This is a genomic window from Candidatus Magnetominusculus xianensis (genome assembly GCA_001541255.1).
GTDB lineage: Bacteria > Nitrospirota > Thermodesulfovibrionia > Thermodesulfovibrionales > Magnetobacteriaceae > Magnetominusculus > Magnetominusculus xianensis.
This window is the reverse complement of the sequence record LNQR01000070.1, coordinates 71,299-87,232: the sequence shown is the minus strand read 5'-3', so window position 1 is coordinate 87,232 and position 15,934 is coordinate 71,299. Positions and strand designations below refer to the sequence as shown.

14 protein-coding genes, 1 tRNA gene and 2 pseudogenes are annotated in these 15,934 nt (G+C 46.0%); 7 read left to right on the top strand and 10 right to left on the bottom strand.

Annotation, left to right across the window (positions count from 1 at the left end; all coding sequences use genetic code 11):
• Positions 1–14 precede the first annotated feature (14 nt).
• On the bottom strand, positions 15–1,706 hold the full coding sequence (locus ASN18_RS10195; RefSeq protein ID WP_236861660.1) for a response regulator: 1,692 nt from the start codon (positions 1,704–1,706) through the stop codon (positions 15–17).
• Positions 1,707–1,860: 154 nt separating this feature from the next.
• On the opposite strand from ASN18_RS10195, the gene purD reads away from it, so the two are divergent.
• On the top strand, positions 1,861–3,141 hold the full coding sequence (purD, locus tag ASN18_RS10190; RefSeq protein ID WP_085052642.1) for a phosphoribosylamine--glycine ligase: 1,281 nt from the start codon (positions 1,861–1,863) through the stop codon (positions 3,139–3,141).
• An 88-nt stretch (positions 3,142–3,229) separates the two neighbouring features.
• Here purD and ASN18_RS10185 read toward each other — a convergent pair whose 3' ends face one another.
• A complete protein-coding gene (locus ASN18_RS10185) occupies positions 3,230–3,829 on the bottom strand; it encodes a hypothetical protein (protein ID WP_085052641.1) in 600 nt (199 codons plus the stop codon).
• 243 nt (positions 3,830–4,072) lie between these two features.
• Between ASN18_RS10185 and ASN18_RS10180 the strand changes: the two genes are divergently transcribed.
• Complete coding sequence (locus ASN18_RS10180; protein ID WP_085052640.1) at positions 4,073–6,370, top strand: InlB B-repeat-containing protein; 2,298 nt, start codon at positions 4,073–4,075, stop codon at positions 6,368–6,370.
• 107 nt (positions 6,371–6,477) lie between these two features.
• Here ASN18_RS10180 and ASN18_RS10175 read toward each other — a convergent pair whose 3' ends face one another.
• Positions 6,478–7,737, bottom strand: a complete 1,260-nt coding sequence (locus ASN18_RS10175; protein WP_085052639.1) for a glutamate-5-semialdehyde dehydrogenase — start codon at positions 7,735–7,737, stop codon at positions 6,478–6,480.
• Between the two features lie 12 nt (positions 7,738–7,749).
• On the bottom strand, positions 7,750–8,850 hold the full coding sequence (locus ASN18_RS10170) for a glycosyltransferase (RefSeq protein WP_236861659.1): 1,101 nt from the start codon (positions 8,848–8,850) through the stop codon (positions 7,750–7,752).
• A gap of 137 nt (positions 8,851–8,987) precedes the next feature.
• Here ASN18_RS10170 and atpB point away from each other — a divergent pair, with 137 nt between their 5' ends.
• The 4 genes from atpB to ASN18_RS10150 are packed head-to-tail and all read left to right on the top strand — an operon-like array spanning position 8,988 to position 11,700.
• A complete protein-coding gene (atpB, locus tag ASN18_RS10165; RefSeq protein ID WP_085052637.1) occupies positions 8,988–9,662 on the top strand; it encodes a F0F1 ATP synthase subunit A in 675 nt (224 codons plus the stop codon).
• A gap of 22 nt (positions 9,663–9,684) precedes the next feature.
• Positions 9,685–10,029 carry an ATP synthase F0 subunit C gene (gene atpE / locus ASN18_RS10160; protein ID WP_085052636.1) on the top strand — a complete coding sequence of 115 codons (345 nt, stop codon included), beginning with the start codon at positions 9,685–9,687 and terminating at the stop codon, positions 10,027–10,029.
• A gap of 30 nt (positions 10,030–10,059) precedes the next feature.
• A complete protein-coding gene (locus tag ASN18_RS10155) occupies positions 10,060–10,686 on the top strand; it encodes an MBL fold metallo-hydrolase (RefSeq protein ID WP_236861658.1) in 627 nt (208 codons plus the stop codon).
• 54 nt (positions 10,687–10,740) lie between these two features.
• Complete coding sequence (locus ASN18_RS10150) at positions 10,741–11,700, top strand: bifunctional 5,10-methylenetetrahydrofolate dehydrogenase/5,10-methenyltetrahydrofolate cyclohydrolase (protein ID WP_157072932.1); 960 nt, start codon at positions 10,741–10,743, stop codon at positions 11,698–11,700.
• Positions 11,701–11,787: 87 nt separating this feature from the next.
• Here ASN18_RS10150 and ASN18_RS17970 read toward each other — a convergent pair whose 3' ends face one another.
• From ASN18_RS17970 to ASN18_RS10125, 6 genes and pseudogenes are all read right to left on the bottom strand, one after another.
• Positions 11,788–11,967 carry a type II toxin-antitoxin system HicA family toxin gene (locus ASN18_RS17970; RefSeq protein WP_085052634.1) on the bottom strand — a complete coding sequence of 60 codons (180 nt, stop codon included), beginning with the start codon at positions 11,965–11,967 and terminating at the stop codon, positions 11,788–11,790.
• Positions 11,964–12,143: a type II toxin-antitoxin system HicB family antitoxin gene (locus tag ASN18_RS10140; protein WP_085052693.1), complete on the bottom strand. Its 180-nt coding sequence runs from the start codon at positions 12,141–12,143 to the stop codon at positions 11,964–11,966. The genes ASN18_RS17970 and ASN18_RS10140 overlap by 4 nt, the downstream gene beginning before the upstream one ends.
• 147 nt (positions 12,144–12,290) lie before the next feature.
• Positions 12,291–13,004, bottom strand: a pseudogene (locus tag ASN18_RS18065) (sigma-70 family RNA polymerase sigma factor); the annotation flags it as partial.
• 387 nt (positions 13,005–13,391) lie between these two features.
• Positions 13,392–13,706 (bottom strand): annotated as a pseudogene (locus ASN18_RS18060) (RNA polymerase sigma factor region1.1 domain-containing protein); the annotation flags it as partial.
• A 253-nt stretch (positions 13,707–13,959) separates the two neighbouring features.
• Positions 13,960–14,673 (bottom strand): zinc ribbon domain-containing protein, encoded by a 714-nt coding sequence (locus ASN18_RS10130; protein WP_085052632.1) that lies wholly within the window; start codon positions 14,671–14,673, stop codon positions 13,960–13,962.
• A 61-nt stretch (positions 14,674–14,734) separates the two neighbouring features.
• A tRNA-Ile gene (locus tag ASN18_RS10125) sits at positions 14,735–14,807 on the bottom strand.
• Between the two features lie 218 nt (positions 14,808–15,025).
• On the opposite strand from ASN18_RS10125, the gene ASN18_RS10120 reads away from it, so the two are divergent.
• Positions 15,026–15,931, top strand: coding sequence for a two-CW domain-containing protein (locus tag ASN18_RS10120; protein ID WP_085052631.1), 906 nt, complete (start codon positions 15,026–15,028; stop codon positions 15,929–15,931).
• Positions 15,932–15,934 lie beyond the last annotated feature (3 nt).

Sequence of the window (15,934 nt, the reverse complement as noted above, 5' to 3'; positions counted from 1 at the left end):
ACACCGCCTAAGTATCAGAGTATTTTAGCAGGGATTTCCTTAATCAATAGGGCCTCGTTTCCCTGCTTATTGTATAATAGACAATCTGAGAGGGTTTTTGCAATTTTAATCCCCCTGCCGGTAAACGATTGGTCATCGGTATTGATCCCGCTTATTTTTGCGGCATTAAACCCGGCTCCTTCATCCCTGACGGTTGCTGTTAAGAAATCCTTACCGTCTTTCGTGTATTTCCCCAATGAAACGTATATGTTTTTATTAACGTGTCTCTCCAGTTCGATGCGATAGTCGTCGTAAGTGCCGTTGGATGTCATGGTTTGCTTAGACGTTGAGGGGATACCGAGAATTCCGTGTTCATAGGCATTGACCATCAGCTCTGTTAATGAGCTGAGAAAATGGGCGATAAACCCCTGGTCAAGTCCCATAGTATTAAGGGTGCTGTGCAAATCAGCCGTCATAGCGTCGATATCAGATACCTTGCCCAGCACTGTAAACTCCCGGAGCGTGTCCCAGTTTGTCTCAAGGCGCTGTATAAAGATAAACGTTACGTCGTCCTCAGGGGTAGCAGTTTGTTTAATAAAACTTTGATAGAGGTTATTTTTGAAACAGGAGCGGCTGAAATCCTCGTCTATATAGTCATGATAGAGACCTCCTTCTGACAGGGCTAATGGGCTTTCATTTAAACCGTCGCTGTATATGAGAATCTTTTCAATCCCAGATATATCAAAGGTACTGGTTACTGTGTCGTTGAGGTATTTCATGATAGGGAGATTGTTGCTGTTAATTTTCAGGAGCTGACCGTTGGACTTCAGGGCCAACACCGGGGGCATAGAAAATATTGCCGCTTTAAGCAGCTCAACGTGAAAGTCAATATATACGAATGCAGCGCATATTATCTCCTCAGCAAGGAGTTCTTTTTTTATGAAACTCGTATAAGATTTAAGGAATTTTGTAAAATCAAAGCCCCCGCTGTCAATAGACTCGTCTATCAGATGGTTAACAAACGAGGTGGTTAGTATGGATGTTACAGATGCGGAGAGACCCTTGCCCATAGCGTCAGATATAAAAAAAAGGACCCTGCCCTCTGCTATCTCCCTGATAGAATAGCTGTCGCCGCTTAGTATATCCAGAGGGACGTAGCAAATCTCAGCGTGCCAGACAGCTTTCCCAGTCTCCAATTTGATATGGTTGAGGTCGTTTCTGATAATCTTCAGTTCCTTAAGAAATGCCAGTTCCTGCTGAGTTGAATGGTATTTTTCCCTGTATCGCAGGAGTTCGAGTTCCTGCTGGCGGCTAATCTGAGCAAGATTGTCAAGGACGAAGCCCTGGACGGCTATTTCGACGGCCTTCATCAGGTTTTGCATGATTATGGGCTTGGTGATGAATTGATTGACGCCAAGATTAATTGCCTCAATCAGAAATTCTGTATCGATATATCCGGTTATCATAATAATGGGAACCCTTGTGTCTTTTTCTCTGATGCGCTTGATAAACTCCATGCCGTTTAACTCAGGCATCAAATAGTCAGTCATAACGAGATCAACCTGGTTTTCCTCGAACAGGCTGATGCCGTTTAAACCATTTTCGGCAACGATGACGTTTTTAAATATCTTACGCAGCTTGGACGTAAGCCTCACAGACTCCTCGTCCTCGACATAGAGAAGGGTCAGATTACCGGTTATCTCTGTGAAGTCTATTCTGTCAAACATTATATCCATGCTCATTATATATTATCACACAGCCAAAATAAAACGGATACCACTGTAATTTCCAAATGCGTTTGCCCTGTTTTTATCTGTTGGAAAAACCACTGCCAATGCTATATACTACTGACTAAATTATATTAACAAAAGGGGTAAACGGATGAAAGTTCTTGTAATTGGCGGCGGGGGCAGGGAACACGCGCTTGTCTGGGCACTAAGGAAGTGTAAACGCGTGGACAAGGTTTACTGTTGTCCTGGGAATGCTGGAATTGCAGGTCTGGCCGAATGTATCAACAGCACTGACCCGTACAATATTAAGGCCCTTATTGACCTCGTTAAGTGCGAATGGATAGACTTGACCATCGTGGGGCCTGAGGTACCACTTGGACTGGGGATTGTCGATTTGTTTGAGCGCGAAGGGCTGAAGATATTCGGACCAAAGCAGCAGGCCGCAGCGCTTGAGACCAGCAAGGTATTTGCAAAGGACTTTATGAGAAGGCACGGGATTCCAACCGCAAGGTACAAGGTATTTACGTCATACCCGGAAGCAGAGGCTTATATCAGATTAATGGGCGCCCCTATTGTTATAAAGGCGGACGGCCTTGCGGCGGGCAAGGGGGTCATAGTTGCCGGGACGTATGAAGAGGCTGAGAACGCATTAAAATTAATCATGACAGACAGGGCATTTGGCGATGCAGGAAATAAGGTCATCATCGAAGAGTGTCTAACAGGTGAGGAGGTATCTTTTATGGTCATTACCGACGGGAAGACCATTGTCCCCATTCCCACCTCGCAAGACCACAAGCGCGTCTTTGACAACGACAAAGGCCCTAATACTGGAGGTATGGGCGCCTACAGCCCGGCCCCCGTTGTGGACAATGCGCTGCAGGAGATTATTATGGAAACTATCATGCGCCCAACCATATCATTACTTGCCAAAGACGGCATTAAATACAAGGGCGTACTCTACGCCGGGTTGATGATACATGAAGGAAGGCCCTATGTACTTGAGTATAACTGCCGGTTTGGAGACCCCGAGGCTCAGGCTATTCTTATGAGGCTTGCCTCAGACATCACTGACATCTGCCTTTCAGTTCATGATGGAACATTGGAGACTGCCTCGATTCAATGGAAACCAGAGGCTGCTGTTGGCGTGGTTATCGCTGCGGGCGGCTACCCCGGAAACTTCCAGCGCGGGAAGCAGATTACCGGCCTTGAGTCAATTACGCCCTCAGACGATGTGTTTGTCTTTCACAGCGGAACAACCTTCGACAACGGCAGCCTTGTCACCTCCTCTGGAAGGGTGCTGACGGTAACTGCCCTGGGAAATAACATATCAGAGGCTAAAGACAACGCCTACAAGGCAGTTGCAAAAATCCAGTTCGAGGCAATGCACTACAGGACTGACATCGCCGCAAGGGCACTGTCCAACTGCCCATAGCCCCATAGCTTTGGAGTACGCTGAAGATGCGCCATAGATTCCTGCGCCATAGATACTCTGGCGATGCTCTAAGGCTGTCCCCTTAGGTTTATTTCCACGTCATCCCGATAGACTTCCATATGCCGCCAAGATAGTAGTATAAATTACCATCTGGTGCCGCGTACAACATGATGCCATTTTTAAAATAAATAGAATAATAGTTCTGACCGCTGCTCGTCCCGCGAATCACACCACCGGCAGGAGTTCCAAAAAAAGAACTGTACTGGTATATTAACGTATTGAATATCAAATAAACATCAGCAATTTCGGTATTCCAAATCACGTTAAGAGACTGCCATGTAGCGTTATAATAAAGGTACACATAGCCGTCTACCCATGCCATCAGTGCCATGCCGTTTGTAAACCACTGGGTATAATAGTTTCCAGTCAAGCCATAGCTGTTTGTTTGAAGAGTACCGGTTGCATTACCTAAGAACGAGCTATAAGTTGCTATTAAATTTAAAATTGCAACATTAGCGATTGCATAGTCAGGGTCTACTTCGGAAGCATTGGGAACATGGGTGATGGTGTTTACCAGAAGAGGTGAATGCCGCATCTCAGCGCTTGAATAAGAATCAACGGCCTCAGCCTGATGTAAGGCTACAAAGACAATAACGCATATCAATACGAATTTTCGATTACTGAACATAGTCTGCACCCTCCGCTTTTAATATATGACTAATACTACCATAGTACAATCGGACGTGTAAAGAGTATACTTTAATATAGCCGCTAATTTTTCTTTAATCTGACATTGTTCTCAGTGCCAATAGAAAGTGATGGTTTAAATCAGTGGAAAATATGATAAGCTGTATGCTATCATTAATTATGTGCGGCGTGTGCGGCTACAGCAAGGCTGTTAAAGAGGGTTAACAATACAGGAGGGGTAAAAATGGTTTCATGGCAAAACATTATCAGGGCAATCAGAGAACAAAAAGGGGATTTTTCATCATCAGTTGTGTTCAAGGCACTCATGCGCTGTTTAGCAGCGCTTATAATACTGTCAGCAGCAGGATACTCGTTTGGCGCTACTACCTATACTTGTGGTTACACATGGACAGAGCAAACAAATTCCGGTCAGAGGTATTGGTGGAAGGTAGCGTCGTCCGATGACGGAGTACATCTGGCTGCGATTGAGTATAACGGCTATATTTATACATCAAGCGATAATGGCACTACATGGACACAAACTAACTCAGGCCAGAGACCCTGGTACGCAATAGCGTCATCATCTAGCGGACAACGCCTGGCTGCCGTAGAAAACTCCCCTAACGGTTATGTATATATATCATGGAATTATGGAGATAACTGGACACGGACAAGTGCAATGAGTACTAACTGGATGACAATAGCGTCGTCTACAAGTGGGAATATACTATATGCCGGGGATTATACCGGTCATACCTATATTTACAAATCAATGGACGGCGGCTTAACATGGCAGGCACGCAGCACAATCCAGGATTCAAGCACCCCTACATACAACAACCCTGGAATTGGATATTTTTATACAATAGCCACATCAGATGATGGGCAGGCAGTCGCTCTCGGACCATCAAACGGAGATATTTATACGTCATCAGACAATGCTACCTCATGGAAAGATCAAGTAAACTCCGGCCAAAAATTCTGGTGGAGCATTGCGTCGTCGTGGGATGGAAAGAGGCTCTCCGCAGTAGAAGGCTATGGGGGATATATATATACATCTGCAGACTCTGGCAGTTCTTGGACAACACGAACTGGTGCGGGCAGCCAAAACTGGACATCTATATCATCAGGCCCGCTGGGAGTTGTGCTGGCCGCTTCAAGTTTTGGTAACGATGGATATATTTATACATCACAGAATTCCGGCGACAACTGGACACAGGAAACCTCGGCAGGAAGCAGGCTTTGGACGAGTGTATCGGTATCGTATGGTGGAGATAAGATTGCCGCCACTACATTTGGGGGATATATCTATACAGCGGCTCGTCCCCAATATAACGTACTTATTCAATTACAAGGCACGGGCACGGGCACGGTATTATCAACATCCGGCCCAATATTATGGGACAATACCGGCACCAACGGCATGGCGATTTATACCTGCCCACAATATGTAACCCTGATAGCTGAACCAACTATTGGCGATAGTTTTTCAGGATGGACCGGCTGCGACTCCACAAGCGGTGCGCAATGCACTGTGGTTATGACATCGCTAAAGAACATTACCGCAGTCTTTGGTGTACCCCAGACTGACCGAACACTCACTGTAATCAATAGTGGAAACGGTGGTACGGTAACAAGCAGCCCCTCAGGAATAACCTGCGGCACTGGAGGGTCTTCGTGTAAAACCACATTTGCCGACAATCTTACCGTAACCCTGACTGCAACAGCGAACGCAAGCTACGCATTTAAGAGCTGGAGCGGATGTGACTCCACAAATGGTACACAGTGTACTGTCATAATGTCAGCGAATAAAACTGTTTCCGTTTCGTTTGACAGCATCCCCACATCCCTGGTTATAAACAAAATCGGAAACGGCACAGTAGTAAGCAGCCCCTCAGGGATATACTGCGGCTCTCTGTGCAGTGCCCAATATGCTGACAACACTACCGTAATCCTCACTGCAACGGGTGACCCAGGCTATGGGTTTTTAAGTTGGACAGGATGCACCTCGTCCATCGACGAACAATGCACCATGCTAATGTCATCAGACAATAAGACCGCCACAGCACAATTCGCTACATCCGACACTATCATAACAACTAACGCCTCAAACGCAATCAACGGTATCTATAATAAAATGAGTTCATTTTTTGGAACGCCGCTTGGAACTATGCAGTCAGGCACTAATTCAAGCGGCACAATTTACGTCCAGTGGTACACAAGCGGCACGGCTATCCTGGCATGGTCTGACGGCACCATGTGGTACTACTATAACCAGGCCTGGCATGACACCGGACTCACATGGAAACAAGACATAACAACTAATTTACAAAAGGCCACTGCTGCAATAGATAAGCTCTATGATCAGTACCCCTTGAGGTACGGCACAAAAACGACTGAAATAACAGCCTATAGAGATTCTCTTGGTAATGCGTACTACGTACAGTGGTACGCAAACTCCGGCCTATTAGCCTGGTCGGACGGCATTATGTATTACTACACAAACGGAAGGTGGGATTACACCGGCATTAGCTGGAAATAAAGAGTTGAAACAGGCGGATTCCTGCATCTGCGGGAATCCGCCTGTTTACCCACATTACACAGGAACTCCTGTTTTGATTACTCATCATGGCTGAATTGTCATGATACCTAAATCCTTAGTTGACCATTACCAAATACTATGAATTTCTCCGTTGTCAGCTCTTGCAATCCCATAGGGCCTCTGGCGTGGATTTTGTCTGTAGAGATTCCTATCTCTGCACCAAGCCCAAACTGTCCGCCGTCGTTGAGACGTGTTGAGGCATTGATTAAAACCGCCGAGGAGTCAACCTCACGCAGGAATCTCATCGCCCGCTGGTGATTATTTGTAACGATTGCATCTGTATGCGACGAGCTGTACTTTGCTATATGGGCAATGGCCTCATCAAGGCCGCTTACTACCCTGATATTTAACTTTAACGAGAGATATTCTACATAATAGTCCTCTTCCCTGACAGGTGACACCTGCTCCGGGGCTGCCTTCATAGTCTCAGGACAGCCTATAATTGTAACACCGGCCTCTCTGAAGCGCTTTATCATCTGAGGCAGAAAATCCCCTGCAATTGCTGAGTCCACAAGCAGTGTCTCCATGGCGTTACACGTGCCCGGGCGCTGCACCTTAGAGTTAAAACATATCTCAGAGGCCATGTCAGTGCTGCACTCCCTGTCCACAAACACATGGCATACCCCCTTGTAGTGCTTCAGCACAGGGATTCTGGAGTTTTCTGTCACCGTGCGAATCAGCCCCTCGCCCCCTCTTGGGATGACCAAATCTATGAGACCCTCAAGTTTGAGCATCTCCATGACTACATCCCTTTGGGTGTTATCTATAAATGTCACAACCCCTTCGGGAAGTTCAGCAGCATGCAGCGCTCTGCGCAGTATGGACACGATTGCCTTATTTGAATTTACTGCCTCTGACCCACCCCTCAGGATTACTGCATTCCCTGCCTTGATACACAGACCGGCGGCATCTGCTGTAACATTGGGACGTGCCTCATATATCATGCTTATCACCCCGATGGGCACTCTCATCTTACCAACAAGCATTTCATTTGGCCTTTTTCGCATATTGGAGATTTCACCTACGGGGTCTGCCATCTGTGAGACCTCAACGAGGCCGTCAGCCATCTCCACTATTCTTTTTTCGTTAAGTGTAAGTCTGTCTATCATTGCGTCGCTAAGGCCCTTTTGTCTGGCTGCTGAGACATCCTTTTCATTTTCGCTGATAAGATAGTCTTTTTCTTTTTGCAGCCCCCAGGCCATTTCGGTCAATACAAGATTTTTCCGCTTTGTCTCAGCGGCGGCTATTGCCCTTGCCCCATTTCTTGCCTCAAGCGCCTTGTTCTTTACATATTCAACAATATCCACGATAGCTCCTCATTATTTATGCGTTTTTCGTCTTCTGTCATAAGACGCCGTATATGCCGCAGTGCAGGAGGCATAAATGTCCTCCGCAGTTTTTTCCCATGAAAACCTGCTTACAAACTGCAGCCCCTTAGCAATCATCTCCTTCCTCAGTGTCTTGTTTACAATCGGCATCAGCATGAGCTTGCTCAGGAACACTGAGTCTGCGGGGTTAAACACCATTCCCGCATCAGAGATAAACTCAGTCAGCGCCCCTGTGTTTGAGACAATGACTGGCGTGCCGCAGGCCAGTGCCTTTAGGATATTAGCGGCTGTGGATGTCTCTATAAGTAAATCTGCGTATGCAAACAGCGAGGGCATATCTTCGACGCTGCTGAGGTATTTAATCTTATTCGATGGCTCCCTGTCCTGTCCAACTATTAGCAGCGAATGCCTTATGCGTGATTTTATATTGTTAAAGGCAGCAATAACCGTATCACATGACCCGTCAGGGGCATCAGGCTGCGTACAAAAAAGTATATATGGTGAGAAAATCCCAAGCCGCGCGGCAAACTCTTTTTTCAATTCAGTCTTTACATCATCGGCAGCCGGTTTATATATCGAGGGGTCAAGGCCTGGTCCTATGATGTCGATATTTGACAGATATACGCTGGTATTATTTAAAAGCTGCTCCTTAAGGAAATTCGACATAACAAGCGCCCTGATGTCCTGCCTGTTGAGATGCCCAACGGCTGTTCTAAAATACTCGCCCTCAAGACCAAACCGCTCAGGGTAAAACAACGGCTCTAAGTCATGAACCATGACCGACATCGGCAGTATATCTATAAAAGGAAACTCCGTAGTAGGGCAGAACAACACATCGGCCTTGTGCCAGGCAAGCTGGTAGGGTAAGATAGTATTGTTGAACATTAAATTACTAAAATAACTAACGGCAGACGCCCCTGGAGGCTCAGACGTAATCACAATATTTGATTCATCAATGCCGGGGATATTAACAGGGGAGAAAACGAGCGTGTTTTCATCGATACGGCAAAGCCACCGGACAACTTCCCTTGTGAAAAGCTCAAGCGCAGCAGTCTTCACACCCGAGTAGGACGCGTTTACGACCAATTTCATAAAATATCTCCCATAGCTAAGTATATTATAATATATTGGGAGATGTGTTGCACTAATTTTATAAAGAAAAAAACAAACGCCGCTTGACATTTAGGTAAGCAGACAAGTATCATAGACTTATTTCTCAGGAGGTAATTGTGGAATCGTCTCATGCCTTATTGCATATACCAGGTGTGCCAGATTTTGTAACTTATTCGTGGCTGGCAATGGCCGTGCTTATAGGGGCAGCCCTGATGGTAAGGTCATCTCTGAAGTTAATCCCGACTGGCCTTCAAAATGTGGTAGAGTCCATTGTTGAGGGACTATATGATTTTTGCGGCGAAAACATAAATCACCACTGGGTGGATTCCATGTTCCCGCTTATCGGGACACTTGGTCTGTATGTCCTTGTATGTAATTTCTTCGGTCTGATTCCCGGGTTTGACGCCCCCACGTCGAACATAAATGTAACGGCGTCGTGTGCTGTACCAGTGTTTTTTGCCACACACTACTTTGGCCTGCGTGTACACAAGGCCGCCTATATCAAGCAGTTTGTCGGCCCGATACGCACAATATATGCGCTTCCGCTTATGATCATGATGTTTTTTATAGAGCTGATAGGACACTTGGCAAGGCCGATTACACTTTCAGTCAGGTTGTTTGGAAACATGTTGTCAAAGCATATAATACTGACGGTACTTCTGTCGTTGGCACCGGCGATTTTACCGGTTATATTTTTAGGGCTTGGCGTGCTGGTGTCCGTAGTGCAGGCCTTTGTCTTTGTACTTCTAACAACGCTGTATCTGTCAAGTGCCGTTGAAGAGGCACACTAAAATATAAGGAGGATAGACCGTTATGAGGAAATCCGTAGTTGTGATGTTGGCCTTAGCGCTGCTAATCGTATCTGCCCCGGCAGCTGTTGTGTACGCCTCAGGCGACGCAGACATGGGGAAAGATTCGGGCACAAAGGCGATGGCGGCAATAGGCGCCCTTATAGGCATCGGCATAGCCGCTCTGGGGACGGGCATTGGTCAGGGCATCGGCTTAAGCAAGGCATGTGAGGGAGTTGCAAGGAATCCCGGCGCATCAGGTAAGATAACAACAACACTGATAGTTGGTCTTGCAATGATCGAGTCACTGTGTATTTATGCATTTTTATTGTCTTTAGGTGTGCTGATAAATCAGAAGATGTTCTTTTAGCGCTTATGAGCAGGCTGGAGATTTAAGGACATGGGTATTGCAATAAGACGAATAGCAGTTGGACAGCTTGAGGTCAACTGCTATATCGTCAGTGACGACGCAGAGGCAATGGTGATTGATCCGGGGGATGAGCCGGACAGGATTCTGGATTATATCACGGAGAAGGGCCTAAAGCTGGTGAAAATACTGTGTACACATACACATTTTGACCACATAGGTGCGCTTCCAGACCTGAAGGAGGCATTTCTAAACGCCTCTGTGCAAATGCACAAAGACGAGGTCGTCATATATAAAATGGCAAAGGACATGGCAGCAGTATGGGGCTTTCAAATCGACCCCATGCCGGAGCCTGATGTATTGCTGTCCGAGGGTTCGGAAGTAGTAGTAGGCGGTATCACATTCAAAGTCCTGCATACGCCCGGGCACACACCGGGCGGCATCTGCCTCTACGGGGCCGGGAACCTGATCTCCGGGGACACGCTGTTTGCGGGTTCTGTCGGCAGGACAGACCTGCCAGGCGGTAATATGCCTGCCCTGAAGACCTCATTTAAGAGACTTATGACACTGCCATCAGATACAAAGGTACTCCCAGGGCACGGGCCAACCTCCACAATTGCCGATGAGTTGAGTAACAATTTTTTTAATTATGAAATTTGACAGGACAGTTTCCAGGACAGTTTCTCTGAAGTCAGGCAGCGAGAGGGGCATACCGTGAGTAATCTAATGTCAGGCAAAAAACTGGCTGCCGACATAAAGGCATGTGTCAAATCACGAGTTGAGAAACTCAGCCTCATGGGTATAGATGTAGGCCTGGCCCTGATGCAAATCGGAGGCACTGCCTCAGACGAACAGTACCTAAACACCACAGTCTCAGTGAGCAGGACAGTAGGGATAAAGACATATGAATACCGCCTACCAGAGACGGCCTCGCTAAATGAGATAATAAATACTATCAACAATATCAATGCAGACGAAAGAATCAACGGGCTGCTTGTCCTGTTCCCCATTCCACGGCGTATAAATCCAAGACGGGTAGTCAACGCCATATTACCTGAAAAAGATGTTGACGGGCTAGGCTCAACCTCAGTGGGTATGTTTGCGGCAGAGGAATCGATGTTTCAGATATTCGACAAAGATGATTTTGGGTCTGGCAGTGACAGTGGGGGTCTGGCTGTCAGGAATATGGCCTGTGTACCGCATGGGTTTCTACCGTGTACACCGTTTGGGGTGATACGCCTGTTAGAACACTATGGAGTGGAAATAAAAGGGAAAAACGCTGTAGTGATTGGAAAAAGCCTCGCGGTAGGAAAACCTCTGGCGCTGATGCTGCTTGCAAAGGAGGCAACAGTAACTATCTGTCATAAGTCGTCTGCTGACCTTGCCGCTCATCTGAGAAATGCCGACATAGTCTGTGCGGCAACCGGTGTATCTGGTCTGATAAAAGGCAATATGATAAAAGAAGGCGCCGTAATAGTCGATATAGGCATAAATATAATGCCAGATGGCTCATTTGCCGGAGATGTAGATTTTGAGAGTGTTGCCCCGAGGGCATCGTTCATAACCCCCGTGCCGGGCGGCGTTGGCCCGGTAACAATAGCCACACTATTAGAGAACACGCTGCGTTCAGCGCAAAACAATGTGCTGCTGAAAACCCCGTTAATCTTGCCGTAAAGACTAAGATACAGCAATAGAAGCCCAAGTTTCATAAACCCGACCATCTGTAGTGGACATCCTGGGTTAAACATCTGTGTGAACTTTTCATAATATACCCAATAATCTTTTTATATGTCTTGCCAATGTGTCATCAATTTCGCTATGTCTTGGGATTGGTTGTTTTTTACCTGTAACTGGGTTGATATATAAATCATGGCGTGCTCCATTTCTATGCAAAACACATCCTGCCAATGTGAGTTCACGGATAAGGGTCTTTCGCTTCATACAGCAATTTCTTTTACCTTATAATCACCGGGGATATCCTCTAAAACCATTAGGCGATATGCATCTTTTATATTTTCTTCCAATTCCTCAAGAGTCTCTCCCTGTGTCATAATATCGGGATGCTCCAGCAGTTTGCCTAACCAAAACCTATCCGCTTTCCAGTAAACCAGCGTCATATCATCTCCGGTAGTACGCATTTAATGAGATCAATCGTACCTGCCATGTATTTATTATAGCAGATTTTATCAAGACACTCAGCAGGCAGTCTTTGAGATAATCCTACTGCCTGAAACTGCTAAAAACAGAAACTCTGCACGTGTACGTCAAATCGTAAGAATCTTCAGTGCCCTGAGTCTGCTGGGGTGTTTGAGTTTTCTGAGGGCCTTTGCCTCGATTTGTCTGACGCGCTCACGGGTGATTGAGAGATGCCTTCCCACCTCTTCAAGCGTATGGTCTCTGTCTACGCCTATGCCAAAGCGCATCCTGATGACCTTTTCCTCTTTTGCCGACAGCGTGCGTAGCACCTTTTGGACATACTCTGAGGCCTCGCTCTTCTCAGCGTCTGAAAATGGGGACGGGCTATTTTTATCGCCAATGAAGTCCTCAAGTTCCGTATCTTCGTCGCCAACTGGTGTTTGCAGCGCTATAGGGTCTTGAATTGCCCTGAATACCTCTTCTACCTTCTTTAAGGGGACCTCAAGTTTCTGGGCAATTTCCTCGTTGGTCGGCTCCCTGCCCAGTATCTGTGTTATCTCCCTCGATGTCTTAGTTACACGGTTGTAAAATTCCATCATGTGGACAGGGACGCGTATAGTCTTTGTCTGGTCAATCAGGGCACGCGTGATTGCCTGTCTTATCCACCATGTGGCATAGGTGCTGAACTTAAACCCCTTTTCGTACTTAAACTTGTCAACCGCCTTCATAAGTCCAATATTGCCTTCCTGAATCAAATCAAGCAAGGGCAGCCCCCTGCCTACGTAGTTTTTTGCTATGTTGACAACAAGGCGCAGGTTTCTTGTGATAAGCTCATTTTTTGCCTTGCTGACAAGTTCTTTTGCCTTAGAGACACGGTCCCATTTGGACTTAAGGTCTTCAATTTTTATGCCTATCTCGGATTCAATCCTTTTTGATTCGCTGCTGACCTCCATATACAGGCTCTCAACATGAGCCGGGTCTATTATATTGCTATAATTTTTCGTCTCAACAATCTGTGCCAAATCATTGAACGTGCCATATGGCCTCATCTTGTTGTCATAAACGGTTATCTGGTCAAACAGTTCATCAAGTCGCTCAAGTGTCAGTTTCAGCGCCTCTTCTGCCCGTTCGTCTTCCATAAGTGTGTCATCGCTGAGGTCAAGGCCCGCCTCAAACCTGTTGTAAATCGAAAATGAAGTAACGATATTCTTAATTATTTCCCTGCCCTCTTCAAGGCTCTTGGCTAGCTCTGTCTCCTCGTCTTTGCTGAGAATCGATATGTCGCCCATTGAATGGAAATATGCCTGTACCAGGTCTTCAGTCTTTTCGTATCCTTCGATTTCATCTTCTGCCTCTATTACAGGCGCTGCGTGGTCATGGTCAACTACCTTTACCCCCATGTCCTGCAGGAGGTCCATAAGGTCTTCTATCTCATCTGGGGAGAAGAACTCTGACGGCAGGGCATCGTTTATCTCATCATACGTCAACGAACCACGTTTTTTTCCTATACTGATTATCTCTTCAAATATATCCTTCTCTTTCATCAGCAAATCTCCCGAACAGCATAATCACTTCTCGGCACACTATCTGTCAGACCACATATATTATCAAGCACAATCGCGTATTGTATCACAAACTAATGGCTAAATCAAGCCCTGAATCATAATAATTTCCGAAATAATTTTCAACTGCATAAATTTTATTTTCAGGCATTAGATATCGCACTTATGAACATATTAACTCCAACCAGCAGGAAGGCCGCTGCCGCACACTAACGGTTGGAAGGCAGGGCTTACATCAATGAGGGTCTGGTTCGTAATACAGTATCCTTCCGCACTGCGGACAGGTGTTAATTTTTTCACCCTTCATCACCTCTGCATAGAGCTGCGGGGGCATGTTTAGAAAGCAGCCCTGACACAGTTCAGCCTTTGCAGCCACTACAGCAAGGGCATTTTTTCGCTCAAGGATGTGCATATATTTATTGTATGGCTCTTTGGGGATGTGTTTAGCCAGCTCAGAGCGTTGTTTCAGGAGTTCGTCCAGTTCCTTTTCACCTTCGGACTGTTCTTTTTTCGCCGCAGATACTGCTTCATTGTATTTTGACTGCTCTATTTCAAATTTTTTGTTGACCGCCGTCGATGTCTTTTCAAACTCTTCTATCTGTTCCATTACGATTAGGATGTCGTCTTCTATTAATCTTACTTCTTTCTCAAGCTGCTCTACTTCCTTCAGGTGAAGCTGGTACTCCTTGTTTGTCTTAATATCTGAGGACTTTGCGCGGAGTTTTTTTATCTTTTCTGATTTTTCTGAGGCAGAAAGCTCAAACTCACGTTTTTGCCTGAGGGCCTTGTCAAGGTCGGCGTTCTTTTTTTGTCTTTCTTCCTGAGAGTCTTTAAAGGAGCGGTCATATCCATTCACCACTGCGGGGGTATTTTCTATGAGTGTCTTAATGCGTATTATTTTTGAATCAAGGAACTGCATCTCCTTCAAGAGAATCAGCGCCTCTATCATCGCGCCGCCTTGCTGCCTATCATAATAATAGGGTCTGTCATCAGATAAATGCTTGAGTTAATGGGCCCACCAGGACTCGAACCTGGGACCAACCGGTTATGAGCCGGCCGCTCTACCAGCTGAGCTATGGGCCCCCATCTTCCATTCATTAACATTCCTCTTCTTCCATCATTATAATAACTCAATACTATAACCTGGTTGCTTTGATTTGGTCAAGAGGAAAAGTTTTTTTATTTGATTGCATCTGGGATGATATTCTACTGACCGGTGATTGACAAATGATTGAAAAACATGCTAAGGTGGAACTGAGGGGTGTTTCTGATGGCTCCACAGGAAGGAGGGATAAGCAATCATGGACAATGGCTTGGACAATGACAATGAAAGGTATGGCGATATAAAAGATGCAGGTGGTAACGGGGGCCAAAAAGTGCTGGAGATTCCCCAAAATGAACTGCCAAATGAACTAATAGACAAAGTGCCTGACACAATTCAAGAAGACCTGCTTCTTAAAACCCCGCAGGATGAAATCATGATTGCCCCGCAAGAGCCTATGACTGAGATTACCCCAGCACGCCCTGCGCCAGCGTCTGCAAAGGTAAAACTAAACTGCTGGGAATTCAAGAAATGCGGACGTGAACCAGAAGGTGTGAACGCACTGCAACTAGGCGTCTGTCCCGTAACCCTTGCTACAACATATGACGGGCTGCATGATGGTAAAAATGCAGGCAGGGCTTGCTGGGCTGTTCCTTTTGCTACCACAGACGGCAGAATGAGTTTTGCCACTAAAATCAGAAAATGTACTAAATGCGACTTTCACCACCTTGTTATCAGTGAAGAAGAAAAATATCAAAGCGCCCTGAAACATCTGAAAAAGTTTAATAAAGAAGAAAAGGCAAAGATAATCAAAGAGACTAAGGCCGAAGTATTTAAAGAGCCTGGCCTGGTAAGACATATATTCGAAAAGAGTAAACACACCGCCTACGGAGAGGACGCCGAGGTTGACTCCTTGTTCATAACACTGCTCATAGGATGGGTATCCCTGTGCCCGTCAGTCAGTTTTCTTGAGGGAAGCAAGCGTATCTGCAAGGATGACCTCGTTGATGAGCTAATGGTCATTGACGCCATCGCAGACAACCCCAGAAGGCGTGCAGCCAAGACCGTAGCCAAGACAATGCTTAAGGCAGTCGGCAAGCAGATTACCAGATATTTTGATCCGCTTGTGGATGTCATAAAAAAGAAGGTTATTATTAAAAAATAAGCC

Excerpts from the sequence above, each read along its gene's own strand:
- ASN18_RS17970 (WP_085052634.1), bottom strand. The coding sequence starts at position 11,967 with ATGAAGCGAAAGACCCTTATCCGTGAACTCACATTGGCAGGATGTGTT.
- ASN18_RS10130 (WP_085052632.1), bottom strand. The coding sequence starts at position 14,673 with ATGATAGAGGCGCTGATTCTCTTGAAGGAGATGCAGTTCCTTGATTCA.
- ASN18_RS10195 (WP_236861660.1), bottom strand. The coding sequence starts at position 1,706 with ATGTTTGACAGAATAGACTTCACAGAGATAACCGGTAATCTGACCCTT.
- ASN18_RS10120 (WP_085052631.1), top strand. The coding sequence starts at position 15,026 with ATGGACAATGGCTTGGACAATGACAATGAAAGGTATGGCGATATAAAA.
- ASN18_RS10155 (WP_236861658.1), top strand. The coding sequence starts at position 10,060 with ATGGGTATTGCAATAAGACGAATAGCAGTTGGACAGCTTGAGGTCAAC.
- purD (WP_085052642.1), top strand. The coding sequence starts at position 1,861 with ATGAAAGTTCTTGTAATTGGCGGCGGGGGCAGGGAACACGCGCTTGTC.
- atpE (WP_085052636.1), top strand. The coding sequence starts at position 9,685 with ATGAGGAAATCCGTAGTTGTGATGTTGGCCTTAGCGCTGCTAATCGTA.
- ASN18_RS10180 (WP_085052640.1), top strand. The coding sequence starts at position 4,073 with ATGGTTTCATGGCAAAACATTATCAGGGCAATCAGAGAACAAAAAGGG.
- ASN18_RS10140 (WP_085052693.1), bottom strand. The coding sequence starts at position 12,143 with ATGACGCTGGTTTACTGGAAAGCGGATAGGTTTTGGTTAGGCAAACTG.
- ASN18_RS10185 (WP_085052641.1), bottom strand. The coding sequence starts at position 3,829 with ATGTTCAGTAATCGAAAATTCGTATTGATATGCGTTATTGTCTTTGTA.
- ASN18_RS10170 (WP_236861659.1), bottom strand. The coding sequence starts at position 8,850 with ATGAAATTGGTCGTAAACGCGTCCTACTCGGGTGTGAAGACTGCTGCG.